The organism is Roseibium porphyridii, assembly GCF_026191725.2.
GTDB classification, from domain to species: domain Bacteria; phylum Pseudomonadota; class Alphaproteobacteria; order Rhizobiales; family Stappiaceae; genus Roseibium; species Roseibium porphyridii.
The window spans coordinates 3,044,067-3,068,757 of sequence record NZ_CP120863.1; the positions used below are offsets into that span (position 1 = coordinate 3,044,067).

The window sequence follows — 24,691 nt, forward strand, 5'->3', positions numbered from 1 at the left end:
GCGTTGCCGCCGGGGTTTTCGATGTTGCAAGCTACGATCCGATTAGACGGAGTAGTACAGGTCGAACTCGACCGGATGCGGCGTCATTTCGTAACGCTCGACTTCTTCCATTTTCAGTTCGATGTAGGCGTCGATCTGGTCGTCGTCGAACACACCGCCGGCTTTCAGGAACTCACGGTCAGCGTCGACAGCTTCAAGCGCTTCACGCAGCGAGCCGCAAACTGTCGGGATTTCTGCAAGCTCTTCCGGCGGAAGATCGTAGAGGTTCTTATCCATGGCATCGCCAGGATGGATCTTGTTCTTGATACCGTCGAGGCCTGCCATCAGCAGTGCGGAGAAGCACAGGTACGGGTTGGCAGTCGGATCCGGGAACCGGACTTCGACGCGCTTGGCCTTCGGAGACGCCGTGAACGGAATACGGCAAGATGCAGACCGGTTGCGCGAGGAATATGCAAGGAGAACAGGAGCCTCATAACCCGGAACCAGACGCTTGTAGGAGTTGGTGGACGGGTTGGTGAAGGCGTTGAGTGCCTTGGCATGCTTCAGGATGCCGCCGATGAAGTAGAGGCAGGTTTCGGAAAGATCCGCATACTGGTTGCCAGCAAATGTCGGCTCGCCATCTTTCCAGATTGACAGGTGACAGTGCATGCCGGTGCCGTTGTCGCCGAAGACCGGCTTAGGCATGAAGGTGGCGGACTTGCCGTAGGCATGGGCAACCTGATGGACGACGTATTTGTAGACCTGCATGTTGTCGGCGCAGCTTGTCAGAGCGTCGAATTTCATGCCGAGTTCGTGCTGAGCTGCAGCCACTTCGTGGTGATGCTTCTCAGTCGGCACACCCATTTCGCCCATTACGGACAGCATTTCGGAACGGATGTCCTGTGCGCTGTCAACCGGCGGAACCGGGAAGTAGCCGCCCTTGGTGCGCGGACGGTGGCCAAGGTTTCCTGTCTCGTATTCGGAACCCATGTTGGACGGCAGTTCCGTGCTGTCCAGAATAAAGCCAGTGTTGTAAGGATCAGCGTTGAAACGAACGTCGTCGAACATGAAGAATTCGGCTTCCGGACCAACGTAGATCGTGTCACCGAAACCGCCGGACTTGACGTATGCTTCTGCCTTTTTGGCAGTCATGCGCGGGTCGCGGTTATAGCCTTCACCGGTGATCGGGTCGACGATGTCACAGAAGATAGCCATGGTGGACTGTGCGAAGAACGGATCGATGTGAGCTGATTCCGGATCCAGGATCAGCATCATGTCGGACTCGTTGATGGCTTTCCAGCCGGCAATGGATGATCCGTCGAAGGCAACGCCTTCGGCAAACATGTCTTCATCAACAAGAGCAACATCCATCGTGACGTGCTGCATTTTACCGCGGGGGTCGGTAAAGCGCAGATCGACGAATTTCACGTCCTTTTCCTGAATCTCCTTAAGGACTTCAGCGGCAGTGGTCATAGTGTCCATCCCTTAATTATCATGTGAACGGTTGGGTAATGTTCCGGCCCTGCTGAGGTTCAGATAGAGCTCTTTCAGACGCTGGACCGGAATTCGGATAGCCGGCAATTGCCGGAATTAGGTGGGTTAGATCGCGTCGGTGCCGGACTCACCGGTCCTGATGCGAACAGCTTCTTCGATGTTAGACACGAAAATCTTGCCGTCACCAATGCGACCTGTTTGCGCGGCTGACCGGATCGCATCAACGGCTTTCTCGACCATGTCATCGCCGAGTACGATCTCGACTTTCACCTTGGGGAGAAAATCCACGACATACTCAGCGCCGCGATAAAGTTCGGTGTGGCCCTTCTGGCGACCAAAACCCTTGGCCTCGGTCACGGTGATGCCCTGAAGGCCGACTTCCTGCAGAGCTTCCTTAACCTCGTCCAGTTTGAAGGGCTTGATGATCGCTTCGATCTTTTTCATCACCTTGTGTCTCTCTCCACTTGTCAGGCCGTGAGTGCTCGGCTGGTCGTTAGTTGTCCGGTTCTCGTAGAGACAAGTCGACCCTACGGGCCCGGAGGGACCGTTGACCGCAACAAAGCATGATGTGTGCCAACCGAAGTTGGTCACCTGCAAATTTTTGAAGGGCCTAGAATTCCGCCAAAAAAAGCAGCAATTCAAGCAGTGCAGTTTCGAATAACACACGCAGCCCAACACGTAGATGACTACTTACTAGGCAACTCGCCTAATTAATAGGCGGAAATTGTGCTGCTTCCATCATCAAAAGGTTGGATCTCGACAAAACTGACCATCCCTTGCAAAGGTGCCCCTGCAGGATATTGAGGTTCGAACCAATGACAACAGACTGGCGCTCACCACACCCCTTCTTGCTGTCTCCCACAGAAATGGGCCGGGCTGACAGACTGACTATCGAGGGTGGCATTGCCGGTATCGAATTGATGGAGCAGGCCGGGCGGGCGGTGGTGCGTGCAGCCGTGGAATTGGTATCAGCAGGTGCGCAAATTCTTATTCTTTGTGGCCCTGGAAACAATGGAGGTGATGGTTTCATTGCGGCACGATGCCTTGCCGCCATGGGATATGGCATCGACGTTCTTCTGATCAGCTCGGCTGATCGGCTTAAGGGCGATGCACGCCTGGCCTTTGAGAGGATGGGGCTGCCTGCCGAACGCATCGCTGAAGGCCAAGAAGGACAAAAACGCCTGCCCATGCTCCTGGACAGCGTGGACCTGATCATCGACGGTCTATTCGGTGCCGGTCTAGACCGGCCTCTCGAGGGTGAGATCAAGCAAATTGTCGACGCTGTGAATGATAGCGGCAAACCGGTATTGGCCATCGATCTTCCCTCTGGTGTCAATGGCGCCAGTGGCCAGAAACTGGGATCGGCGGTCAGGGCACAAAGAACGGTTACGTTCTTTTGCGAAAAGCCCGGTCATTTGCTTTTTCCTGGTCGGGAACTCTGTGGCGCAGTTGTCGTGGCACAGATCGGGATCCGGCCGGACGTGTTTGGCGATATCAGGCCACAAACCTTCGAAAATGCGCCTGCACTTTGGCGACATGCCTGGCCGATGGCGAGCCAGCAGGGGCATAAATACACCAAGGGCCACGCAGTTGTCTTCAGCGGCTCTGTTTCTTCAACAGGGGCCGCCAGACTGGGCGCTGCTGCAGCACTGCGCGCCGGGGCCGGGCTTGTAACGCTCGCATCACCCCCGGATGCAATGATGGTCAACGCCTGCCACTTGACCGCTGTCATGCTGAAAAAACTGGCTGGCGAAAAGGCTGTCCAGGATTTGCTGTCAGATGAGCGATATTCTTCTGTTCTAATCGGTCCCGGGTTCGGTATTGGTGCTGGGACTCGCTCTTCTGTAGAGGCCATTCTTCGAGCCAGTCGAGCGACCGTACTAGATGCAGACGCCTTGACCAGTTTTTCTGAAACTCCCGAACATCTTTTTTCCCTGGTCAAACTATGTGATGCACCGGTTGTTCTGACACCACATGAGGGCGAGTTCGCAAGGATTTTCCCGCAGGTCGAGGGTGACAAACTCGCGCGTGCACGATTGGCAGCCAGGCTTTCCGGCGCCACACTCATATTGAAGGGGGCCGACACCGTCATCGCTTCACCTGATGGCCGTGCCGCGATCAACCACAATGCACCGCCCTGGCTTGCGACGGCTGGATCCGGCGACGTTCTTGCCGGCATCACGACCGGATTGCTTGCTCAAGGTGTTTCCGGCTTTGAGGCCGCCTGCCAGGCGGTGTGGCTCCATGGAGAAGCAGGAAATATCGTTGGGCCCGGACTGATAGCTGAAGACCTTGCCCCGGCTCTCAAAGAGGTGCTGCGAGCGCTTGTGGACAAATTCGGTGAGGGGTAGGGCCGCAGCCTCGTTTTTCCTTTGACGGAAAAGTCAGTGGTGCTATAGAAGCCCCGCTTCATCGGCAGAGCGACAAAGGCTCTGCAGTGCGGATGTGGTGAAATTGGCAGACACGCCAGATTTAGGTTCTGGTGCCGCAAGGCGTGGGGGTTCAAGTCCCTCCATCCGCACCAATATTCTACGCGTTTCCGGTCCTTCAGCCTGACTTGATAAAGCGTTGTTCGAGAGAGCACCATCAAACACACCCGAATATTGCGACCTGCTCAATCGACCTCGTTCTGCTGTGGCTTTTGGCGGAACAGGTGATTGGCTACCTCGCCAAAATTTGGTGTTTCCACAATGACATAACGCTGATTGGCAACTTCGATTGACGGTGGCATGCCTGTCTTTTCAAAGGCGTCGTGTCCCTCTTTCAAGTTTTGCCAGAAATCAGACCACTCAGAGGAGGTTTGCTGGGAATGATTTTCATCGGTCATTCGAAAAGGAAACACATGTACATCAAAGGCTTCCTGTCCGTTTTTGAAGGCTTCATTCGCAGCCAAATAGATCTCTTCAATGCCTGCATCCGTCATCGCATAGCAGCCAATTGAGACACAGCTCCCGTGGATCATCAGGAAGCTTCCGGTCCGGCCAAGAGCGCGGTCATAGGCGTTGGGAAAACCCAAATTGAAGGAAAGGTGATAGTGACTGTTCGGGTTCATGAGCCCGCGTGTGACCTTGTAGAAACCTTCAGGGCTTTGCCTGTCACCTTCCTTCAGCTTCGGTCCCAGCTCACCTGAAAAGTTGCAAATTGGATAGGTCTTGAAGCGCTTGAATCCATTTATGGTCGCCGCCCAGAGTTCAAGCTCGCTGGATGCCTTGAAAACCCGGATAAATACGGGTGAACCTAGTCTCAAACCCTTTTCGGCAAACTCTTTTTCAAGCCTCGGCAGCACTCTTTCTGCAACGTTCTCCAAGCGTTCAGAAGTTGGCAATTTGTGTTGCGCAAAAACGGAGGTCGCCAACAGTGAGAACACAAAGGTCAAAATGAGCCCGGAGAGCAGCAGGAAAATGTGTCTTTGCGTATTTTGCTTCACGCAATATCTCCAAAACGCCGAATGCTGAAGGCTGTGGCGAGGGAAGGTTGAATTGCCAAACTTGTGAAAGTTAAGGTGAGATGTCCAGTCAAGCGGCTGAACCTGCTTGAAAATTCCGATAAATTGCGGCCGGATTGGCGTTGCAGGCACTTGCAAGCATCCAGGGCGCAACGATCAGAGTGGCAAGGCCTTTATGAAGCTGCGGATGAACAGACGGCACGTGTTGAAGCTTTCAGCCAGCTCCGTGATGGCAACGTCCACCCTGCTGCCGCGCTATGCGTCGGCTGTTCAGACGAGTTTCGATGTGATTGTGATCGGGGCGGGAATTGCCGGCCTTGCGGCGGCTGGCAGGCTCACGGAACTTGGATATTCCGTCGTCGTTCTGGAGGCTACAGATACCGTCGGTGGCCGGATCAGAACGGATTGGCGCTTGGGAGCCCCCTTTGAAGTTGGCGCTGGTTGGATACATGGCCCGCAAAAGAACCCGATATCTGGTCTCGCGGCCAGGATTGATGCACCGATCTTTGTGACCCGGGATGACAGTTTCGAGGTCTATTCCCGAACGGGAGAACGGCAATCCCGTCAGCGAATATATGATGCCTATGAAGACCTTACGGAGCTTTATGAGCAGGTCGACGCACAAGTCGGCACTGGGCAATCGCTTGAAGCTGCTCTTCGTTCCTTGCCTGATAACCGCCTGGCAGATCCAGTTTTGAACTGGATGGCGAGTGCCTATACGGAGTTCTCGACCGGAGGTGCCCTGGAGACATTGTCAGCCTACTATTTTGACGAAGATGACGTCCTCGAAGGCGATGACGTCATCCTCCCGGAAGGCTATGACAAAATTCCCAGCGCTCTGTCGGGCGGATTGGACATACGCTTCAATACCCCGGTTGCAGCTGTCGAATATGAGAAAGGCGAGGGAGCAACTGTGCTGAGCGCAGGTGGAAAATTCGAAGCGGATTTTGTCATTTGTACCGTTCCACTTGGTATGCTCAAGCAGCAACGAATTGGTTTTGATCCACCTCTGCCAAAAAAGCTCCGCTCGCATATCGCCAATCTCGGCTTTGGAAACGTAACAAAGCTCGCGCTTAAGTTCGATGCTCCATTTTGGCCGTTGGACATCCAATATTTCGGCTATATGAGCGAACCAAGAGGGCGATGGAACTACTTCCTGAACTACCGGACTTTCAGTAACGAAAACATACTTTTAGGCGTCAGTGTTGGCGCTTATGCTCTGGAAGTTGAAAAGCTTTCCGACGCTGAAATGGTGGTCGACTGCATGGCAGCCATCCGTGCCATGTTCGGACCCGGTGCGCCGGAACCTGTTGCGCATATTGCAACCAGGTGGTCAGAAGACCCTTGGACAGGCGGCGCCTATTCCTACTCGAAACTGGGCAGTTCACCGAAGGATTTTGAGGGCCTTCAAGAGCCTGTCGCCGATACGCTTTTATTCGCAGGTGAGCATACGAATTTTGCGTATCACGGGACTACGCATGGCGCTTACATGAGCGGTTTGCACGCCGCAAAATCAATTGACGAGGATTTGGCGGACTGAGGAAAATTTCATCGACTGAGGAATCTCGGCCCAAGGTCGAAAGATGTTTCAAGAAGCCAATTGTTTTCTGGTGGAATCGCGATCGGGACCGTTCTTGGTTTTAGAACAGCTTTCCGCATGTCATATCGCTGCGATTTCCCCGTCTCCCCTTGACACTTCGGACCCCAAGCAGTATCGCGCTCCCATCGTGCGTCTCGGACTCCGTTCAAGGCGATGCGCTGCTGTTTGAACGCTTCCGGAAAAAGGGGAGTACCGGCAGCGCGGCACACGGAATTTTAAAACAAAACCTCCGGGGCGGATTGCCGCTCGGGATTGAGGACGACTAAACCCATGCAGGTAACCGAAACCCTCTCTGAGGGCCTCAAGCGTGAGCTGAAAATCGACATTCCGGCTGGTGATCTTGCCGCCAAGCTCGAAGACTACATGGCCGACCTGAAATCCAAGGCCAACATCAAGGGCTTTCGTCCGGGCAAAGTGCCGCTTGGACACCTGAAGAAAATGTATGGCCGTCAGGCCATGGCAGAAATTCTGTCCAACACCATTCAGGAAACCACGCAGAAGGCCGTTGAGGAGCGCTCCGAGCGCCCGGCATTGACACCGGAAATTGATCTTCCGGAAGAAGATGCTGAAAAGATCATGGCTGGAGACGCCGATCTTTCCTTCAAGATGACCTACGACGTTCTGCCTGATTTCGACATTGTCGATTTCGCCGGCATTGAAATCGAGCGCCCGGTCGTTGAGATCGAACAAGGTGAAGTCGACGAACAAGTTGCTGAAATCGCCAAGAACAACACACCGTTCGATACCAAGGAAGGTGCTGCGGAAAATGGCGACCGGGTGACTATGTCTTACCTCGGCAAGATCGACGGTGAGCCGTTTGAAGGCGGTGCTGACGAGAACGGTCAGCTGGTGCTGGGCTCCGGTCAATTCATTCCTGGCTTTGAAGATCAGCTGGTCGGTGCCAAGGCAGGCGACGAAAAAGTCGTTGAAGTGTCCTTCCCGGAGGACTACCCGGCGGCTCACCTTGCCGGCAAGGCAGCTGCTTTCGATGTCGTTGTCAAGGAAGTTGCAGCGCCTGGTGAAGCAACCATCGACGATGAGTTTGCCAAGGGACTTGGTCTCGAATCACTTGAAAATCTGAAAGAGATTGTTCGTGGTCAGATTGAAGGTCAGTTCGGCCAGATGACCCGTCAGCGCGTAAAGCGTCAGCTTCTCGACAAGCTGGACGAGCATTATTCTTTCGAGCTTCCGGAAAAACTGCTCGACAGTGAATTCGATGTTGTCTGGCGCCAGGTCGAGGAAGACATGAAGCGCAACGAAAAGACCTTCGAAGACGAGGACACCACAGAAGAAGAGGCGAAGGCGGAATACCGCAAGATCGCCGAGCGTCGCGTGCGCCTTGGCCTGGTCCTGTCCGAGATTGGTGAGAAGAACGGCATTCAGGTTACTGACGAAGAGCTGCAGCGTGCGCTTTATGACCGTGTGCGCCAGTTCCCGGGTCAAGAACAACAGGTGTTCGAGTTCTACAAGAACAACCAGCAGGCCCTGGCAAGCCTTCGTGCGCCGATCTACGAAGAAAAAGTCGTCGACTACATGCTGGAGCTTGCCAAGGTAAGCGACAAGACGGTGACCAAGGAAGAGCTCGAAAAGCTGGTCGCCGACGACGAGGAAGACGCGTAAGCTTTTTCCCCCATATCCCCAGATGCGGCAGTGGTTTTAACTTTGCTTTCATGCCGCATCTGTCATGACTTTGCGTTGAGGGCGACATCTCATATATACGGGATGTCGCTTTTTTCGAGTCAGGCCCTGAATCGATGCGCTTCAAGGCCTGTTTCAAGCCAGGGAATCATCCCGGCATCATCTCAAGCATATGGATGAGGTATGAAGGATCCTGTCGATATCTACATGAACACACTCGTGCCGATGGTTGTCGAGCAGACAAACCGGGGCGAGCGGGCCTTCGATATCTTCTCGCGCCTGCTCAAGGAGCGCATCATCTTCCTGACCGGTCCGGTCGAGGATCACATGGCAACCCTGGTCAGCGCGCAGCTTCTTTATCTGGAAGCGGAGAATCCGAGCAAGGAAATCGCAATCTACATCAACTCACCGGGCGGTCTGGTGACATCTGGTCTTGCGATTTACGACACAATGCAGTTTATCCGACCGGCGGTATCGACCCTTTGCATTGGCCAGGCGGCCTCTATGGGGTCTTTGCTGTTGGCAGCCGGACACAAGGACATGCGCTCAATTCTGCCCAATGCCCGTGTGATGGTTCATCAGCCATCGGGCGGTTTCCGTGGGCAGGCGGCGGATATCATGCTTCATGCACAGGAAATCCTGGCTATGAAGCGCCGGCTGAATGAAATCTACGTGAAGCACACCGGACAAAGCCTCGATCAGGTTGAAGAAGCGCTTGAGCGTGACAACTTCATGACTGCTGAAAAGGCTAAGGAATTCGGCATCGTAGATAATGTCATCACTGACCGTACAGGTCTTGGTGGCGAAGAGACCGAATAACGGGCTTACCTGGTCTTAAGCAAAGATTGAATTTCTTTGATTGAGACCGGGAAAACCCCAATTGATGCCGGGTTTTCATCTTCGCCTTAAACCTATATTGATTTTTAATGGCGAAGCATGGTGACATCGGACCTAGAGAAGCGGCGCTTCGGTGTCTCTTCGGTACCGGTGGGTCCGGATGGGCCAAACCGGCTGAAAAGGGGAAACGCCCCACAAACGCGAGGTTGACTACATGACCAAGGCCAGCGGCAGCGATTCCAAGAATACGCTTTACTGCTCCTTTTGCGGCAAGAGCCAGCATGAGGTTCGCAAGCTGATCGCCGGCCCGACTGTTTTCATTTGCGATGAATGTGTCGAGCTGTGCATGGATATCATCCGTGAGGAGAACAAATCCTCGCTGGTGAAGTCTCGGGACGGGATCCCGACCCCTCAAGAGATCCGCGACGTTCTGGATGACTATGTCATCGGACAGGGTAGTGCCAAGAAGGTACTATCGGTCGCCGTTCACAATCACTACAAGCGCCTGAATCACGCATCGAAAAGCAACGATGTGGAGCTGGCGAAATCGAACATCCTTCTGGTTGGTCCGACCGGGTGCGGCAAAACTCTGCTAGCGCAAACACTAGCCCGCATTCTGGACGTGCCCTTCACCATGGCGGATGCGACGACACTTACAGAAGCCGGTTATGTCGGTGAAGATGTAGAAAACATCATTCTGAAGTTGCTGCAGTCCGCTGACTACAATGTTGAGCGTGCGCAGCGCGGCATTGTCTATATCGATGAAGTCGACAAGATCAGCCGGAAAGCCGACAACCCTTCGATCACGCGTGACGTGTCGGGTGAAGGTGTTCAGCAGGCGCTCTTGAAGATCATGGAAGGCACGGTCGCTTCCGTTCCACCGCAAGGCGGGCGAAAGCATCCGCAGCAGGAATTCCTGCAGGTGGACACCACCAACATCCTGTTCATCTGCGGTGGTGCGTTCGCTGGTCTCGACAAGATTATTTCCGACAGGGGCACCCAGTCGTCGATAGGTTTCCAGGCGCAGGTTCACGCACCTGAAGACCGTCGTATCGGTGAGCTCTTTGCCGAGCTGGAACCTGAAGACCTGCTGAAATTCGGTCTCATTCCGGAATTCGTCGGTCGTTTGCCGGTGATCGCGACGCTGGAAGATCTGGACGAAGATGCGCTGGTGACAATTCTGACGGAGCCTAAGAATGCTCTGGTCAAGCAGTATCAGCGTCTGTTCGAAATGGAACAGGTAGAGCTTTCCTTCCACGAAGACGCGCTCAAGGCAATTGCGCGTAAGGCAATCGAACGCAAGACTGGCGCGCGTGGCCTTCGGTCGATCCTTGAATCGATCCTGCTGGATACGATGTACGAGCTGCCTGGCCTGAAAGGCGTCAAGGAAGTCGTGATTTCGCCGGAAGTCGTGAAGGGAGAGGCGCGGCCCCTCTATATTTACGAGGACCGTGAGGAAAGCTCGGCATCAAGCGCCTGAGACCTTTGACGGACAGTTGAAAATAAACGTGAATAAATGCCGCTCCATAAGAGCGGCATTTTGCATTTTCCCTCTGAAGCCACTGATGTGACGCGTTTTCCACCGCAGGTGTGAGTCGTCAACAGACAAGGCTTCACAAGGACGCGTGATTACCTTGACACCAGCAGGTCTGGTGTCCACCTAATAGGCCTAAAGAACGGCTCGTGCGGACTGTCGGTGCGCCCATCTGGGGTGCCGAGGTCAGGCCACTCGGTTCTTCCAGGATCCGAAAGCTGTTTTCCAGTGTTCTGGCTGCCTTTTAATGAGTGGGGCCCGGACACGCTGAGAAAGGAAAAAAAATGAGCGACGCAGAAATCCGCGCCACAGATCCGGACAGCACGGCTGTCTATCCAGTCCTGCCCCTGCGCGACATTGTCGTCTTCCCGCATATGATAGTGCCGCTGTTTGTCGGCCGCGAGAAGTCGATCAAGGCGCTCGAAGAAGTGATGACCACCGACAAGCACATTCTGCTGGCGACCCAGATGAATGCAGCTGATGACGATCCGAATCCGGATCAGATCTACAACGTCGGTACGCTCGCAACCGTGCTTCAATTGCTGAAACTGCCTGACAACACCGTCAAGGTGCTCGTGGAAGGCGGTGCTCGTGCGCAGATCGGAGACTATTCTGATCGCACGGACTATTTTGAAGCGACCGCTACAGTTCTTCCCGAGCGCGATGGCGAGAACATCGAGGTCGAAGCTCTCGCACGCTCAGTCGTTTCCGAGTTCGAAAATTATGTGAAACTGAACAAGAAGGTTTCGCCGGAAGTGCTCGGTGCGGTCAATCAGATCGACGATTATTCCAAGTTGGCCGATACCATTGCGTCGCATCTGGCGATCAAGATCCCTGAAAAGCAGGAAATACTCGGCGTTGTTTCCGTCGCAGAGCGTCTTGAGCGCGTTCTTGGTATGATGGAAAGCGAAATTTCCGTTCTTCAGGTTGAAAAACGCATTCGTTCGCGCGTCAAGCGGCAGATGGAGAAAACGCAGCGCGAGTACTACCTGAATGAGCAGATGAAGGCCATTCAGAAGGAACTTGGCGACAGCGAAGACGGCCGCGACGAAATTGCTGAACTTGAGGAAAAGATCAAGAAGACGAAGCTCACCAAAGAAGCGCGTGAGCGGGCTGCTGCTGAGATCAAGAAGCTCAAGCAGATGAGCCCAATGTCCGCTGAAGCGACCGTCGTGCGCAACTATCTCGACTGGCTGATCGGCATTCCCTGGAACAAGAAGTCCAAGGTCAAACACGATCTGGCGCTGGCCGAGAAGGTGCTCGACACCGACCATTACGGTCTCGACAAGGTTAAAGAGCGGATCGTCGAATATCTTGCGGTACAGAGCCGGGCCAACAAGTTGCGCGGCCCGATCTTGTGCCTGGTCGGTCCTCCCGGCGTCGGTAAAACGTCACTAGGCAAGTCCATAGCCAAGGCCACGGGACGTGAATTCGTTCGCATGTCGCTCGGCGGCGTGCGTGATGAAGCCGAAATCCGGGGTCACCGTCGCACCTATATCGGCTCGATGCCCGGCAAGGTCATCCAGTCGATGAAAAAGGCGAAGAAGTCCAATCCGCTTTTCCTTCTCGACGAGATCGACAAGATGGGCATGGACTTCCGGGGCGACCCGTCTTCAGCTTTGCTCGAAGTTCTTGATCCGGAACAAAACTCTTCGTTCATGGATCACTACCTCGAGGTTGAATACGATCTTTCCGACGTAATGTTCGTGACCACGGCCAATACGCTGAATATCCCCGGTCCGTTGATGGATCGTATGGAGATCATCCGTATTGCTGGTTACACCGAAGAAGAGAAGGTGGAAATCTGCCGCCGTCACCTCATTCCAAAGGCGGAAAAAGATCACGGCCTGAGGGATGGTGAGTTCTCCATCGAGGACGATGCGCTGCAATTCGTCGTGCGTCGCTATACCCGGGAAGCGGGTGTGCGAAACCTTGAGCGCGAAATGGCGACCCTGGCCCGGAAGGCGGTCAAGGATATCCTGATGAGCGACAAGGAAAGCATTACCGTTACGCCGGAAGTGGTCGAAGAATATCTCGGTGTTCCGCGGTTCCGGTATGGTGAAGCCGAACTGGAAGACCAGGTTGGTGTTGTCACCGGTCTGGCGTGGACGGAAGTCGGCGGCGAACTTCTTACCATCGAAGGCGTGATGATGCCGGGTAAGGGCAAGATGACCGTAACCGGCAATCTGAAGGACGTGATGAAAGAATCGATTTCAGCGGCAGCGTCCTATGTTCGCTCCCGCGCGATCGATTTCGGCATTGAACCACCGACCTTCGACAAGAAGGATATTCACGTTCACGTGCCTGAAGGTGCGACGCCGAAGGACGGTCCTTCTGCAGGCATCGCGATGGCAACAGCCGTGATTTCCACAATGACCGGAATTCCGGTTCGCCGCGATGTTGCCATGACCGGCGAGATTACGCTTCGCGGACGGATACTGCCGATCGGTGGCCTGAAGGAAAAACTGCTCGCTGCGCTGCGCGGTGGCATTAAGCTTGTCATGATCCCGGAAGACAATGCCAAGGACCTGGCTGACATTCCGGACTCGGTCAAAAATTCGCTTGAAATCATCCCGGTATCCGGAATGGAAGAGGTGCTGAAAAATGCTCTGATCCGTCTCCCGGAGCCCATCGAATGGGATGAAGCAGCCGCAAATGCCGCAACCAAGGCGAGTGAAAAAGAAGAAGACGGGTCTGGAATTTTGGCTCACTAAGAGCCAATTTGCACCGCACAAAACGTCAAGCCCCGGGTCAACCGGGGCTTTTCTTTTGAAAAATCGGTAGAAATGGCTGTTTTCTGCGAAAAAACCACTTGCGTTTCGCGTCAATTCGCACGAATTTCGCGCAACGGCGCTGACAGGAATCGTCGGCACTCTGCCGTTTCTTAGAAAGGTATCTGCTATGAATAAGAACGATCTGATCGCAGCTGTTGCAGAAAAGACTGGCCTCACCAAAGCGCAGGCAGGCGAAGCAGTTGACGCAACTTTTGATGCAGTCACAGAAACGCTGAAAAGCGGTGACGAAGTCCGCATCATCGGCTTTGGTAACTTCACGGTTTCTGCCCGTGCTGCCACCGAAGGCCGGAACCCGCGGACTGGCGAAACGATCCAGATCCCGGCTTCTAAGACGCCGAAGTTCAAGGCTGGTAAAGGCCTGAAAGACGCTGTGAACTCTTAATCGTTCCAGACCGTTTTCAATTGACCCCGGGCTTGCGATTGCAGGACCGGGGTTTTTTGTGTCTATAATAGCAATCTATGAGTGCTTCTCTTTGAATTACATATTTAGATTTATCTTTTCCCTGGCGATGCAGAACTCCTTGCAAGGAGGGAGCCATGACACTTCAAGCGCTGATTAGCCGCCGGCAACGCGCATTATTTGACGCCTGGGTTCGCGACCCGCTTGTCCAGGTTCAGGTGGAGCACCCGGAATGGTTGGGACGCCTTGTCTTTCTTGATGATTATGATGATGGCATTGAACCAGAACGGGCAGGGCGTAGAAGCCTGAAAAATGTGGCCATCGTCCGTAGGCCTGGAAACCCGGACGAAAACGCAAGTGTCTGGGTGCGGGCGGGCTACTCTTCCTATCAAAAGGCATGGCTGGCTTTCGTGAATCAGGTTTACGGCATCAAAGCCACCAGCACCGACCTTGCGGGCTACAACATTGATCATTTGCTGAACAAAGCGCGCAGCCCTAACAAGGCAGGGTTCATTCGTGTTGAGGCAATCAACGACGCAGTCAATCAGGCGTGGGGAGGTTTGTTTGAGCGTGCAGCGAGCAACCCGGAATTTTCTGCAAATCAAAAGAGACTCAGGCGAACAATGTCGTGGATCATTGCCGCCAAATTGATGGATCAACCCCCACCAAGAGGGCCGAACGATCAACAGGGAATCGCCAGGCTTGTCCAATTTTTCAATCGTAATGGCCTTGCCGGTGACAATCCTCAGCGCGGTCTGACGGATATGCTGCAGTTTGCGTATCGGTTTCGATAGCCGGTCTTCAGGTCGTTCCGTTCGAACACAGGGCCTATCAGAGTTCAAGACGCTCCATATTGCTGGCTTTGTCAGGTGGAAGGATGCCTCTGCTGGTGTTGTGTTTGCTCAGGTTCGACAAAGCTGGTTTGAAGCCGTCATCCACAAGTATGGTTAGGAATGCTATTTTCTTGGAAATAGGACTTGCCAAGAAAGTGGCGACAACCTAAAAGGCGTCTCACCTCGTTGAGGGCGATTAGCTCAGTTGGTAGAGCGCTTCGTTTACACCGAAGATGTCGGGAGTTCGAGTCTCTCATCGCCCACCATTTTCTTTCCTAAATTCAAAGACTTTGGCTTTTGCCGGTGCGCTGTGCGTCCCGGTCTTCATTCGTTTTTGTTCAGTGAGTTTTTTTCCGGTCGGCGCGGCATCGTCTGTTCTTTCGCGAACAGGTCTGATCCTATGAAACAGTAATTGCAAAAAGATGGATGGAGTTCGTTTGAATTTCTTGGTGCAGCTTCAAGGACTTGGCTGCAATCCATAGACTAAATTCACTATAAAATGAGCACTGAGTGCACTTTTTTTCTTGTTTTTCGCCGTGTTTGGTTCTTATAAATTTCACCGGCTAATAAAAAAAGCGTCGAAGAATTAGAAGTTTAATGAGATGGCGATTGTCCTTTTTATCAAGATATTGGGATCAGTTATGCTCCTCCTCTATGCAGTTCGCATGGTGAGGACCGGTTTTGAACGGGTGTCAGGTCCCGCGCTCAAACGCACCATCAACAAAGCCGCCTCCGGACGGGTGACCGGCGCAATGTCCGGCATGGCGGTGGCGGTTCTGCTGCAAAGTGCTACGGCGGTAGCCGTGCTGGCTGCGAGCTTTGCAACCTCTGGCATCTTTTCAACGGCTGCAGGGCTTGCAGTCCTGCTTGGCGCCGATCTCGGCTCGTCTCTCCTCGTACAGATCCTTGTGTTCGACCTTAGCTGGCTGGTGCCGCTGTTGCTGGCAGCAGGAGGGTGGTTGTTCCTGAAACTTGAGTCGCGAACGACGAAACAGGCAGGACGGATCCTGATCGGCATTGCACTCGTGCTGATCTCGCTTCAGATGATCGGGGAATCGACGGCACCTTTGAAAGAAGCTCAGTTCATGCCGCATATTGCCGGTTATCTAGCGGGCGATGCGTCAACAGCACTGGTGCTTGGAGCGGTGCTCGCTTTTCTAATTCATTCCAGTGTGGCAGCCGTATTGATGATTGCAGCCTTCGTGCAAAATGCAGGCCTGCCATTGGAGGCTGCTGTGCCGATGGTTTTAGGCGCGAATATCGGGGCAGGGTTCGTTGCGCTCTGGCTGACACGGGGCATGGATCAAAAGGCCCGGCAACTGCCGCTCGGGAATTTGATCTTCAGGGCAGGTGGCGCTTTGATTGCGTTGACGTTGGCCACATCCATTCCTCTACCATTGGAGACGTTAAGCAGCGTTCCTGCGCAACAAGTTGTGGCGGTGCATATCTTTTTCAATCTGCTGCTGGTATTGACCTGTCTGCCTTTGACCGGACCCGTCGCGAGACTAGCCGCGCGGTTGATGCCCGCAAGAGAGCGGGGATCCGACACCAGCGACACCCTAGTCAAAAGTGCTCTGGATCAACGGGTTGTACATGTCCCCAGACTGGCACTTGCAAGTGCGACCCGGGAGCTCCTGCGAATGGGGGAACTGGTTGAGCTTATGACCCGTCCGGTGATGACGATGCTTGAAAACGGCGATCAACGGGAAATCAATCGCCTTCAGGCAATAGATGAGAACGTCAACAGGATCCACTCCGACATCAAGCTCTATATTGCCGAGGTAAACCGCGGTGAGTTGACGTCTGAAGAGGCCGAACGGAGCATGGAGCTGGCGAGTTTTGCGATCAATCTGGAGAGGGCTGGCGATCTGGTGTCAAAAAACCTTCTGGAGCGTGCGGTTGAGCTCCAGGAAAGGGGGATCAGTTTTTCCAGAGATGGGCAAGTCGAACTTGAAAACATGCATGATCGTGTGTTGGCCAACATGCAGTTGGCGCTCAATGTACTTGTCTCCGGTGATGTTGCTTCAGCACGAGAACTGATCGCCGAGAAAGACAGGATGCGGCAATTGGAACGGGAATGTCATGACCGGCATCTGGACCGGTTGAAATCGAGGACGCCGGAAAGCATTGATTCAAGCAACGTGCATATGGAAGTCGTACGCAGTCTCAAGGAAATCAATTCGCTCTACGCCACCGTGGCGGTACCGATCCTGGCACTGGAAGGGCAATTGATGGACAGCCGCCTTGTGCCAGCACAATAATGCCACCTTATTGAAAAGACTGCGCCAATTCGCACAATGGGTTTGTTCAAAACACTGAAGGCACCGTGTCACAAAATCAGTTTGCCGGTTTCGCTTTTTTGCATTGCAGACTTGTTGGTCGGGGGTGAGTTATCCACATTGAAGAGCGGCAACTTAGAAGCGGAAAAACCGAGTTGTCTGCGGCTTTGTCAAAAAAGGCAATTTGGATGCGTCAGTGCGCTTGACTTCGCTTTCCAGCCGCCGTACATCAGCGCCACTTCACGGCAACACTGCGTTGCCGCGCGAAGCGGGTGTAGCTCAGTTGGTTAGAGTGCCGGCCTGTCACGCCGGAGGTCGCGGGTTCGAGCCCCGTCACTCGCGCCACTTCTCACTAAGATGCAAATTGTATCTTGAAAGAAGCGGCGCAAATATACCGTGATTGTGCGGGTGTAGCTCAGTTGGTTAGAGTGCCGGCCTGTCACGCCGGAGGTCGCGGGTTCGAGCCCCGTCACTCGCGCCACTCACGGTTCCCGAACTTGTTCCCTTAAATCTCAAATGCCGAATGGTGTGACCGCACATGCGGCCAAGCAGGCACGACCAGATTCTTGTCGCTTGGGTCTGAGTGGTGCGCGTAGGTTCGCGTAAAAGTATTCGACAGCGTCAGCCTCTTCAATTTGTTACTGTTTTGGGTCTTCCCTTGTTTTTGAATGGCGATTCTACTCAAGGGGTGGAATTCCGGCTCGGGTGCGTCATAATCCCGCGCAGCCTGTGTAAAGATTTTGCGATTGCACAAACTGGCTAAAATAAAGGAGTTGGCAGGGGTCGTTTGGAAATTGGCTCATATGTGGCAAGAGTTTGACCCGGTAGGGGTCTTGCGTTGCACCAAGCCGTAAGTTAAGCGTGCGCTCGCATGTTGGTTTCATAAAGCCGACGGGTTCTGCGCGACCAGCCGGCTCTATGAGGCTAAGAGGTGCAGCCCCGGCTCCGGATCGCCTCTCGATCCGCCTCCATATGCAAGGACGCGAAAGACATGGAAGAACTCTTGCGGGAATATGTCCCGATCGTCGTGTTCATCGGCATTGCACTGGTGATCGGCCTTGCCTTGCTGATTTCACCGTTTTTATTGGCCTATAAAAACCCGGATCCGGAAAAGTTGTCGGCCTACGAGTGCGGTTTCAACGCATTCGACGATGCACGCATGAAATTCGACGTGCGTTTTTATCTGGTCTCGATTCTCTTCATCATCTTCGATCTTGAAGTCGCCTTCCTGTTTCCATGGGCGGTGGTATTCGGCGACCTCGGCTGGTACGGGTTTTGGTCCATGATGGTCTTTCTTGGCGTCCTGACTGTTGGCTTTATCTACGAATGGAAAAAAGGAGCGCTGGAATGGGATTGAGCACTACCGATCCAATCGTCGCTCCCAAATCCAAAGGCATCATCGATCCGAACACCGGTAAGCCTATCGGAGAGGACGACGCGTTTTTCCTTGAGGTCAACAATGAGCTGGCCGACAAAGGTTTTCTTGTGACTTCGACGGACAACCTAATTCAATGGGCCCGCACGGGCTCTTTGATGTGGATGACCTTTGGTCTCGCGTGCTGCGCTGTTGAAATGATGCAGATGTCCATGCCGCGCTATGATGCGGAGCGTTTCGGATTTGCCCCGCGAGCTTCCCCGCGTCAGTCAGACGTTATGATCGTGGCCGGAACGCTAACCAACAAGATGGCTCCTGCGCTTCGCAAGGTCTACGATCAGATGCCAGAGCCACGTTATGTGATTTCGATGGGATCATGCGCAAACGGCGGTGGCTACTATCACTATTCCTATTCAGTGGTTCGAGGATGTGACCGGGTCGTGCCGGTAGACATCTACGTTCCCGGGTGCCCGCCGACGGCAGAAGCGCTGCTATACGGCGTGATGCTGCTGCAAAAGAAAATTCGTCGTACGGGAACCATCGAAAGATAAGGGTTTTAACGCCTGAGTTTGCGGCGAATTCAAAGGATAGGCGCTTGCCGGCGCGTTAAATGGAAGGCTCCGAGGGAGTGAGGTCAAACACCATGGACGAGACTTTGAAGGAACTCGCTGAGCACGTCGAGCTTGGCCTTGGCGAGTCTCTCGTGTCCTGGAAAGCAGAATTCGGTGAATTGACGCTGAGCGTGAACGCGACCGACATTCTGGATGTGGTGCGCTTTCTGCGTGACAATGCGTCTTGCAAATTCGTCAATTTGACCGACATTTGCGGCGTTGATTATCCGGAGCGTGAAAAACGCTTCGATGTTGTCTATCACTTCCTGTCACCTGTTCAGAACCAGCGTATCCGCGTGAAAATCGCGACCGATGAGACGACAGCTGTCGCCTCACTGACGCCGCTCTTTCCGGGCGCGGAGTGGTTCGAGCGCGAAGCTTACGATATGTACGGGATCCTGTTTTCAGGTCATCCGGACCTGCGGCGCATCCTCACTGACTACGGCTTTGACGGACATCCGCTGCGCAAGGATTTCCCGGTAACCGGTTTTGTGGAAGTTCGCTATGACGACCAGAAGAAACGTGTCGTCTACGAGCCTGTTCGACTGAACCAGGAAATGCGTTCCTTCGACTTTCTCTCGCCTTGGGAGGGTACGGACTACGTACTGCCTGGCGATGAGAAGGCGACAACCAACTGATCGGCAGGGCAGGGATGAGCGAGCGGCTTTCTGGTGGATGTCTTTGCGGCGCAGTACGGTTCAGTGCGCAGCCTGACAACGGCGAAATGGGTGTGTGCCATTGCGGCATGTGCCGGCGCTGGACAGGCGGGACATTCATGGCTGTTGGCTGCGGCCCCATGAGCAATATTCAAATTGAAGGTGAGGACGCTCTCAGCGTCTACAAAGCTTCAGACTACGGCGAGCGGGTTTTTTGCTCGAAATGCGGCTCGACATTGATTTGGCGCATGGCTGACGGCTCTCACGCCAGCCTTTCCGCTCAGGCCTTTGACGATCCGTCGCAATTCAAATTCACCACGGAGATTTTCGTGGACGAACAGCCGGCCAACTACGCGTTTGCAAACGAGACGCGCAAAATGACCGGCCCTGAAGTTTTTGCGTATTACACGCAGCAAATGCAGGAACCTCAAAATGGCTGAGGCTCAGGTCCGTAACTTCAACATCAATTTCGGGCCCCAGCACCCGGCGGCCCACGGCGTTTTGCGTCTGGTCCTGGAGCTGGACGGTGAGGTGGTGACACGCGTTGATCCGCATATCGGTCTTCTTCACCGGGGTACCGAAAAGCTGATCGAGCAAAAGACCTATCTGCAGGCCGTTCCTTATTTCGACCGTCTCGACTACGTGGCGCCGATGAACCAGGAGCACGCCTTTGCTTTGGGCGTCGAGAAGTTGCTTGGCATCGAGGTTCCAAAGCGCGGCCAGCTTATCCGGGTGCTTTATTCGGAAATCGGACGGTTACTGTCTCACCTTTTGAATATCACGACGCAGGCTCTCGATGTCGGTGCTCTGACACCGCCGCTTTGGGGGTTTGAGCCGCGCGAAGAATTGATGGTGTTCTATGAGCGCGCCTGTGGTGCCCGCATGCACGCAGCCTATGTGCGTCCGGGGGGAGTTCACCAGGACCTGCCAAGGGATCTGCTGGATGACATCTGGGACTTTTGCGATCCGTTTTTGCAGACCTGTGATGACATTGAAGGACTGTTGACGGACAACCGGATTTTCAAGCAACGGAACGTCGACATCGGTGTTGTCGATCTGGATGATGCGTGGGCCTGGGGCTTTTCCGGTGTCATGGTCCGGGGATCGGGCGCTCCTTGGGACCTTCGCAAATCTCAGCCATATGAGTGCTATTCCGAACTCGACTTCGACATTCCCATTGGAAAGAACGGCGATTGTTATGACCGCTATTTGATCCGGATGGAAGAAATGCGGCAGTCGGTTCGCATCATGAAGCAGTGTCTTGAGAAGCTGACCGTTGAGACAGGGCCCGCGTCGTCAATCGATGGCAAGATCGTTCCTCCGAAACGGGGTGAAATGAAGCGGTCGATGGAAGCGCTCATACACCACTTCAAGCTCTACACCGAGGGTTACCACGTTCCCGCCGGTGAGGTTTATGCAGCGGTGGAAGCACCCAAAGGCGAATTTGGCGTTTATCTGGTCTCTGACGGCACAAACAAACCTTATCGCTGCAAGATCAAGGCGCCAGGATATGCGCATCTGCAAGCGATGGATTTCCTTTGCAAGGGCCACATGCTTGCCGACGTTTCTGCGGTTCTCGGTTCCATGGACATCGTTTTTGGCGAGGTCGACCGCTAGATCATGACCTCGGCCGGAAACCCCATTGTTGTTGATTGGCGCACCGGTGCGATTTCAAACGCATCGCCTGTTGAGCGCGCCGGCCTCACTGCCATGAGCATTGCGGCCAGGGCGCTTGCGCCAGTGAACAGTCGTGGAATTTCCTATGTGGCCAAACTGATCAGCAAAGCTCTGCCCAGTCAAAAAGACATCTGCCTCGTGATGGACGAGGACCTAGAATTCTCATTCCCCTATGGAGATGCTTATTGGAGCCGCCTGTTGCAGCCCTTGAGCCTCTATGAGGAGGAAATCGAGGCGCTTCTGCTGACTTTTGTTGATCTTGACTACGCCTTCATCGATTGCGGTGCGAACTACGGTTATTGGTCGGCAAAGGTAACCAGCAGACGGTTCGGCAAACGCCAGACTGCTGCGGTGGAACTCGACCCGGTGAATTTCAAAAGGCTGCGCGAGAACGCGGTTCTGAACGACAACCGGTTCATTTGCATCAACCGGGCGGTGTTCGACAAGGATGGAGAAGTCCTGAACTTCTTCGGCCGCAAACATGAGGCCAGATCGCTGGTCGATCAGCAGGTTTCAGGGCGCGCCCTCGGTGATGTCGAGACGATAACTCTGGACAAGATTATCGAAGAAGCCGGGCTTGAGGATCACTCGAACATAATCTTGAAACTCGACGTTGAAGGAAGCGAGATTGAAGCTCTGAAGGGAGCAAGCAATCTTCTGCAAAAAGATGTTCTGATCATCTATGAAGACCATGGCGCCGATAGGAGTCATTCGGTTTCGAAGTACCTTTCCGAAGAATGTGGCATGCGGCTGTTTGGCTACAATGCTGATCGTTACTTCGAACTGGGCGCGGTTTTGGAGCTTGACGGCCTGAAACCCGACCGCCGCAAAGGTTATGATTTTTTCGCGACACAAAGCCGATTCTGGGTGGATCGTCTTGCCGGCCTTGTGGCCGGTCAGACGCAGACCAGAGATGGCGGTGTGGCAGTCGCGCAGTAAACGGGGATAACACCATGGCAGTTCGCCGACTTGCCGCGGAACAACCAGAAAGCTTCGTGTTCACTGAGAAAAATCTCGCGTGGGCCCATAAGCTGATCGACCGCTATCCGGCCGGACGTCAGGCCTCCGCGGTCATTCCGGTCTTGTGGCGCGCGCAGGAACAAAATGACGGTTGGGTGAGTGAGCCGGCAATCCGCTATATTGCCGAGTTGCTGGACATGCCCAAGATCCGTGTCCTGGAAGTTGCGACATTCTACACGATGTTCCAGCTGCAGCCGGTCGGAAAGAAAGCCCATATTCAGGTTTGCGGCACAACACCTTGCCAGCTGCGCGGTTCGGAAGACCTTATCAAGATCTGCAAGTCGCGCATTGCCAAACATATGCACGAGATCTCAGAAGACGGCATGTTCTCGTGGGAAGAAGTCGAGTGTCTCGGTGCCTGCGTCAACGCCCCAATGGTACAGATCTTCAAGGACACCTATGAGGATCTGACGCCCGACAGTTTCAACAAGTTGCTCGATGATATCTCCGAAGGCAATGAAGTCACACCGGGTCCCCAGAACGGGCGACGCTTCGCAATGGCCGAAGGTGGCCAGACGTCCCTTACCGAGATCGACGACACCAGCCAGGGCGCGTTGCCCGTTGCTCATGTCGTTGACGGGGCTGAAAAGGCATCGCATGACTTTGCCGGAGCTTCCATCAATGTCGGTGGAAACGACTATGATGGCGTGCCGACTCCGGCAGAGGATGCTGTTGCCAAGGTGAGGGCAGCATTCGCGGCGAAAGCGGAGAAAAAGGCAGATGCACCGGCGCCAGCAGCTGAGGTAAAGAAATCAGAGGCTCCCGCTGCACAGAAAGCCGATACCAAAGACGCCAGCAAGGCAGACAAGCCAGCCAAGAAGGCGGCTGCACCAAAGTCTGCCGTCAAACCAAAGGCGGAAAAAGCTGCGGCCTCAGTTGAAGAAAAGGCGCCGGAAACACTGGCCGAAGCACGTGGCGGAAAACCCGATGATTTGAAGAAATTGAAGGGTGTTGGACCGAAACTGGAAGCAACGCTTCATGAACTCGGTTTCTTCCATTTTGACCAGGTCGCGAACTGGGGCCCTGCGGAAGTCGCGTGGGTGGATAGCAGGTTGAAGTTCAAAGGTCGCATCGAACGCGACGGCTGGATTGAGCAGGCCAAGGTCCTGGCGTCCGGCGAAGACACAGAATTTTCCAAGCGCGTGGAAGCCGGTGATGTGGCCTCCTCCAAGAGCGAAGACTAGGGGGTCGAGATGCTGAAAGATCAGGATCGGATCTTCACCAATATCTACGGTCTGCATGACTGGGGTCTGCAAGGCGCGAAAAAGCGTGGCCAATGGGATAACACTAAAGCACTGCTGGACAAGGGCCGTGACTGGATTGTTCAGGAAATGAAGGATTCGGGCCTTCGCGGCCGCGGCGGTGCGGGTTTTCCGACGGGCTTGAAGTGGTCCTTCATGCCAAAGGAGACCGACGGACGTCCAGCTTACCTTGTAGTCAATGCAGACGAATCGGAGCCGGGAACCTGCAAGGACCGCGAAATTCTCCGGCATGATCCGCATACCCTCGTTGAGGGCTGCCTTGTCGCCGGGTTCGCGATGGGGGCCATTGCTGCATACATTTATGTGCGCGGCGAGTTCATCCGGGAACGCGAACGTCTGCAGGCCGCGATCGACCAGGCATATGACGATGGCCTGATCGGCAAGAACAACAAGAACGGCTACGATTTCGATATCTACGTTCACCATGGTGCCGGAGCCTATATTTGCGGTGAAGAGACTGCTCTGCTCGAGAGTCTTGAGGGCAAAAAGGGCCAGCCGAGGCTGAAACCGCCGTTTCCGGCCAATGTCGGGCTTTATGGCTGCCCGACAACGGTGAACAATGTTGAATCGATCGCAGTTGCTCCGACAATCCTGCGTCGCGGTGCGGCCTGGTTCTCGGCGCTTGGACGTCCGAACAACACCGGCACGAAGCTTTTCTGTGTCTCCGGCCACGTCAACAAACCTGCGACATTCGAAGAGGAACTTGGTGTTCCTTTTGACGAAATGATCGACAAGCACTGCGGCGGCATTCAGGGCGGCTGGGAAAATCTCTTGGCGGTCATTCCGGGTGGGTCTTCGGTACCGTGCTGCACGGCCGAACAGATCAAGGAAGCGCCCATGGATTTCGACACCTTGCGTGGCATGGGATCGGGACTGGGCACGGCTGCGGTGATTGTCATGGACAAGTCCACTGACATCATCAAGGCGATCGCAAGGCTTTCCTACTTCTACAAGCACGAGAGCTGCGGACAGTGTACCCCGTGCCGAGAAGGAACGGGTTGGATGTGGCGCGTCATGGAACGCATGGTCAAAGGCGAATCCTCTTATGAGGAAATCGACATGCTGTTCAAGGTGACCAAGCAGGTCGAAGGCCACACCATTTGCGCCCTCGGAGATGCGGCCGCCTGGCCGATCCAGGGTTTGATCAAGAATTTCCGGCCGGTCATCGAACAGCGCATCGATGACTATGTCGCCAAGTCGAAGTCCTCTTCGACCATGGTGGCGGCTGAGTAAGCGGAACGGGATTTGGAGAGCAA

Annotated in this window: 20 protein-coding genes and 4 tRNA genes; 21 read left to right on the forward strand and 3 right to left on the reverse strand. The window is 54.3% G+C overall.

What is annotated here, in order from left to right; genetic code table 11:
• Positions 1 to 42: 42 nt before the first annotated feature.
• Together glnA and K1718_RS14290 are read right to left on the reverse strand one after the other, a co-directional pair.
• Entirely contained in the window at positions 43 to 1,452 is a 1,410-nt protein-coding gene (glnA, locus tag K1718_RS14285; RefSeq protein WP_152501564.1) for a type I glutamate--ammonia ligase, read from the reverse strand.
• 126 nt (positions 1,453 to 1,578) lie between these two features.
• Positions 1,579 to 1,917 carry a P-II family nitrogen regulator gene (locus tag K1718_RS14290; protein WP_152501565.1) on the reverse strand — a complete coding sequence of 113 codons (339 nt, stop codon included), beginning with the start codon at positions 1,915 to 1,917 and terminating at the stop codon, positions 1,579 to 1,581.
• Positions 1,918 to 2,288: 371 nt separating this feature from the next.
• On the opposite strand from K1718_RS14290, the gene K1718_RS14295 reads away from it, so the two are divergent.
• Together K1718_RS14295 and K1718_RS14300 are read left to right on the forward strand one after the other, a co-directional pair.
• On the forward strand, positions 2,289 to 3,824 hold the full coding sequence (locus K1718_RS14295) for an NAD(P)H-hydrate dehydratase (protein WP_265682002.1): 1,536 nt from the start codon (positions 2,289 to 2,291) through the stop codon (positions 3,822 to 3,824).
• A gap of 88 nt (positions 3,825 to 3,912) precedes the next feature.
• Positions 3,913 to 3,997: transfer RNA gene (locus K1718_RS14300), tRNA-Leu, on the forward strand.
• A gap of 90 nt (positions 3,998 to 4,087) precedes the next feature.
• Here K1718_RS14300 and K1718_RS14305 read toward each other — a convergent pair.
• Complete coding sequence (locus K1718_RS14305) at positions 4,088 to 4,900, reverse strand: L,D-transpeptidase family protein (protein WP_265682000.1); 813 nt, start codon at positions 4,898 to 4,900, stop codon at positions 4,088 to 4,090.
• A 205-nt stretch (positions 4,901 to 5,105) separates the two neighbouring features.
• Here K1718_RS14305 and K1718_RS14310 point away from each other — a divergent pair, with 205 nt between their 5' ends.
• The 19 genes from K1718_RS14310 to nuoF all read left to right on the forward strand — a co-directional run bounded on the left by K1718_RS14310 (position 5,106) and on the right by nuoF (position 24,668).
• Positions 5,106 to 6,458 (forward strand): flavin monoamine oxidase family protein, encoded by a 1,353-nt coding sequence (locus tag K1718_RS14310; RefSeq protein WP_265681998.1) that lies wholly within the window; start codon positions 5,106 to 5,108, stop codon positions 6,456 to 6,458.
• A gap of 330 nt (positions 6,459 to 6,788) precedes the next feature.
• Positions 6,789 to 8,138: a trigger factor gene (gene tig, locus K1718_RS14315; RefSeq protein ID WP_265681996.1), complete on the forward strand. Its 1,350-nt coding sequence runs from the start codon at positions 6,789 to 6,791 to the stop codon at positions 8,136 to 8,138.
• A 201-nt stretch (positions 8,139 to 8,339) separates the two neighbouring features.
• On the forward strand, positions 8,340 to 8,975 hold the full coding sequence (locus K1718_RS14320; RefSeq protein WP_152501569.1) for an ATP-dependent Clp protease proteolytic subunit: 636 nt from the start codon (positions 8,340 to 8,342) through the stop codon (positions 8,973 to 8,975).
• Between the two features lie 232 nt (positions 8,976 to 9,207).
• The gene (gene clpX / locus K1718_RS14325; RefSeq protein WP_152501570.1) at positions 9,208 to 10,473 is read left to right on the forward strand and encodes an ATP-dependent Clp protease ATP-binding subunit ClpX; all 1,266 of its coding nucleotides are present in this window, start codon (positions 9,208 to 9,210) and stop codon (positions 10,471 to 10,473) included.
• Positions 10,474 to 10,811: 338 nt separating this feature from the next.
• Positions 10,812 to 13,241, forward strand: coding sequence for an endopeptidase La (lon, locus tag K1718_RS14330; RefSeq protein ID WP_152501571.1), 2,430 nt, complete (start codon positions 10,812 to 10,814; stop codon positions 13,239 to 13,241).
• 187 nt (positions 13,242 to 13,428) lie between these two features.
• A complete protein-coding gene (locus K1718_RS14335; RefSeq protein ID WP_152501572.1) occupies positions 13,429 to 13,704 on the forward strand; it encodes an HU family DNA-binding protein in 276 nt (91 codons plus the stop codon).
• A 155-nt stretch (positions 13,705 to 13,859) separates the two neighbouring features.
• On the forward strand, positions 13,860 to 14,516 hold the full coding sequence (locus K1718_RS14340) for a hypothetical protein (protein ID WP_152501573.1): 657 nt from the start codon (positions 13,860 to 13,862) through the stop codon (positions 14,514 to 14,516).
• A 229-nt stretch (positions 14,517 to 14,745) separates the two neighbouring features.
• A tRNA-Val gene (locus K1718_RS14345) sits at positions 14,746 to 14,821 on the forward strand.
• A gap of 375 nt (positions 14,822 to 15,196) precedes the next feature.
• Complete coding sequence (locus K1718_RS14350) at positions 15,197 to 16,816, forward strand: Na/Pi cotransporter family protein (protein WP_265681993.1); 1,620 nt, start codon at positions 15,197 to 15,199, stop codon at positions 16,814 to 16,816.
• 286 nt (positions 16,817 to 17,102) lie between these two features.
• A tRNA-Asp gene (locus tag K1718_RS14355) sits at positions 17,103 to 17,179 on the forward strand.
• A gap of 59 nt (positions 17,180 to 17,238) precedes the next feature.
• A tRNA-Asp gene (locus K1718_RS14360) sits at positions 17,239 to 17,315 on the forward strand.
• 510 nt (positions 17,316 to 17,825) lie between these two features.
• Positions 17,826 to 18,191 (forward strand): NADH-quinone oxidoreductase subunit A, encoded by a 366-nt coding sequence (locus K1718_RS14365; RefSeq protein ID WP_152501575.1) that lies wholly within the window; start codon positions 17,826 to 17,828, stop codon positions 18,189 to 18,191.
• The gene (locus K1718_RS14370) at positions 18,182 to 18,760 is read left to right on the forward strand and encodes a NuoB/complex I 20 kDa subunit family protein (RefSeq protein WP_152501576.1); all 579 of its coding nucleotides are present in this window, start codon (positions 18,182 to 18,184) and stop codon (positions 18,758 to 18,760) included. Before K1718_RS14365 ends, K1718_RS14370 begins: the two co-directional genes overlap by 10 nt.
• A 92-nt stretch (positions 18,761 to 18,852) precedes the next feature.
• The gene (locus K1718_RS14375) at positions 18,853 to 19,458 is read left to right on the forward strand and encodes an NADH-quinone oxidoreductase subunit C (RefSeq protein ID WP_152501577.1); all 606 of its coding nucleotides are present in this window, start codon (positions 18,853 to 18,855) and stop codon (positions 19,456 to 19,458) included.
• Positions 19,459 to 19,472: 14 nt separating this feature from the next.
• Entirely contained in the window at positions 19,473 to 19,916 is a 444-nt protein-coding gene (locus K1718_RS14380; protein WP_265681991.1) for a GFA family protein, read from the forward strand.
• The gene (locus K1718_RS14385) at positions 19,909 to 21,093 is read left to right on the forward strand and encodes an NADH-quinone oxidoreductase subunit D (RefSeq protein ID WP_152501579.1); all 1,185 of its coding nucleotides are present in this window, start codon (positions 19,909 to 19,911) and stop codon (positions 21,091 to 21,093) included. The genes K1718_RS14380 and K1718_RS14385 overlap by 8 nt, the downstream gene beginning before the upstream one ends.
• 3 nt (positions 21,094 to 21,096) lie before the next feature.
• Positions 21,097 to 22,092, forward strand: coding sequence for an FkbM family methyltransferase (locus K1718_RS14390; RefSeq protein ID WP_265681989.1), 996 nt, complete (start codon positions 21,097 to 21,099; stop codon positions 22,090 to 22,092).
• A 14-nt stretch (positions 22,093 to 22,106) separates the two neighbouring features.
• Positions 22,107 to 23,357, forward strand: a complete 1,251-nt coding sequence (locus K1718_RS14395; RefSeq protein ID WP_265681988.1) for an NADH-quinone oxidoreductase subunit E — start codon at positions 22,107 to 22,109, stop codon at positions 23,355 to 23,357.
• 9 nt (positions 23,358 to 23,366) lie between these two features.
• A complete protein-coding gene (nuoF, locus tag K1718_RS14400) occupies positions 23,367 to 24,668 on the forward strand; it encodes an NADH-quinone oxidoreductase subunit NuoF (RefSeq protein ID WP_152501582.1) in 1,302 nt (433 codons plus the stop codon).
• The last annotated feature ends 23 nt before the right edge of the window (positions 24,669 to 24,691 follow it).

Coding starts and splice junctions, on each gene's coding strand:
- nuoF (WP_152501582.1), top strand. CDS start 23,367: ATGCTGAAAGATCAGGATCGGATCTTCACCAATATCTACGGTCTGCAT.
- K1718_RS14385 (WP_152501579.1), top strand. CDS start 19,909: ATGGCTGAGGCTCAGGTCCGTAACTTCAACATCAATTTCGGGCCCCAG.
- K1718_RS14310 (WP_265681998.1), top strand. CDS start 5,106: ATGAACAGACGGCACGTGTTGAAGCTTTCAGCCAGCTCCGTGATGGCA.
- K1718_RS14295 (WP_265682002.1), top strand. CDS start 2,289: ATGACAACAGACTGGCGCTCACCACACCCCTTCTTGCTGTCTCCCACA.
- tig (WP_265681996.1), top strand. CDS start 6,789: ATGCAGGTAACCGAAACCCTCTCTGAGGGCCTCAAGCGTGAGCTGAAA.
- K1718_RS14365 (WP_152501575.1), top strand. CDS start 17,826: ATGGAAGAACTCTTGCGGGAATATGTCCCGATCGTCGTGTTCATCGGC.
- K1718_RS14380 (WP_265681991.1), top strand. CDS start 19,473: ATGAGCGAGCGGCTTTCTGGTGGATGTCTTTGCGGCGCAGTACGGTTC.
- K1718_RS14290 (WP_152501565.1), bottom strand. CDS start 1,917: ATGAAAAAGATCGAAGCGATCATCAAGCCCTTCAAACTGGACGAGGTT.
- K1718_RS14370 (WP_152501576.1), top strand. CDS start 18,182: ATGGGATTGAGCACTACCGATCCAATCGTCGCTCCCAAATCCAAAGGC.
- glnA (WP_152501564.1), bottom strand. CDS start 1,452: ATGACCACTGCCGCTGAAGTCCTTAAGGAGATTCAGGAAAAGGACGTG.
- K1718_RS14395 (WP_265681988.1), top strand. CDS start 22,107: ATGGCAGTTCGCCGACTTGCCGCGGAACAACCAGAAAGCTTCGTGTTC.
- lon (WP_152501571.1), top strand. CDS start 10,812: ATGAGCGACGCAGAAATCCGCGCCACAGATCCGGACAGCACGGCTGTC.
- K1718_RS14390 (WP_265681989.1), top strand. CDS start 21,097: ATGACCTCGGCCGGAAACCCCATTGTTGTTGATTGGCGCACCGGTGCG.
- K1718_RS14320 (WP_152501569.1), top strand. CDS start 8,340: ATGAAGGATCCTGTCGATATCTACATGAACACACTCGTGCCGATGGTT.
- K1718_RS14335 (WP_152501572.1), top strand. CDS start 13,429: ATGAATAAGAACGATCTGATCGCAGCTGTTGCAGAAAAGACTGGCCTC.
- K1718_RS14375 (WP_152501577.1), top strand. CDS start 18,853: ATGGACGAGACTTTGAAGGAACTCGCTGAGCACGTCGAGCTTGGCCTT.
- K1718_RS14340 (WP_152501573.1), top strand. CDS start 13,860: ATGACACTTCAAGCGCTGATTAGCCGCCGGCAACGCGCATTATTTGAC.
- clpX (WP_152501570.1), top strand. CDS start 9,208: ATGACCAAGGCCAGCGGCAGCGATTCCAAGAATACGCTTTACTGCTCC.
- K1718_RS14350 (WP_265681993.1), top strand. CDS start 15,197: ATGCTCCTCCTCTATGCAGTTCGCATGGTGAGGACCGGTTTTGAACGG.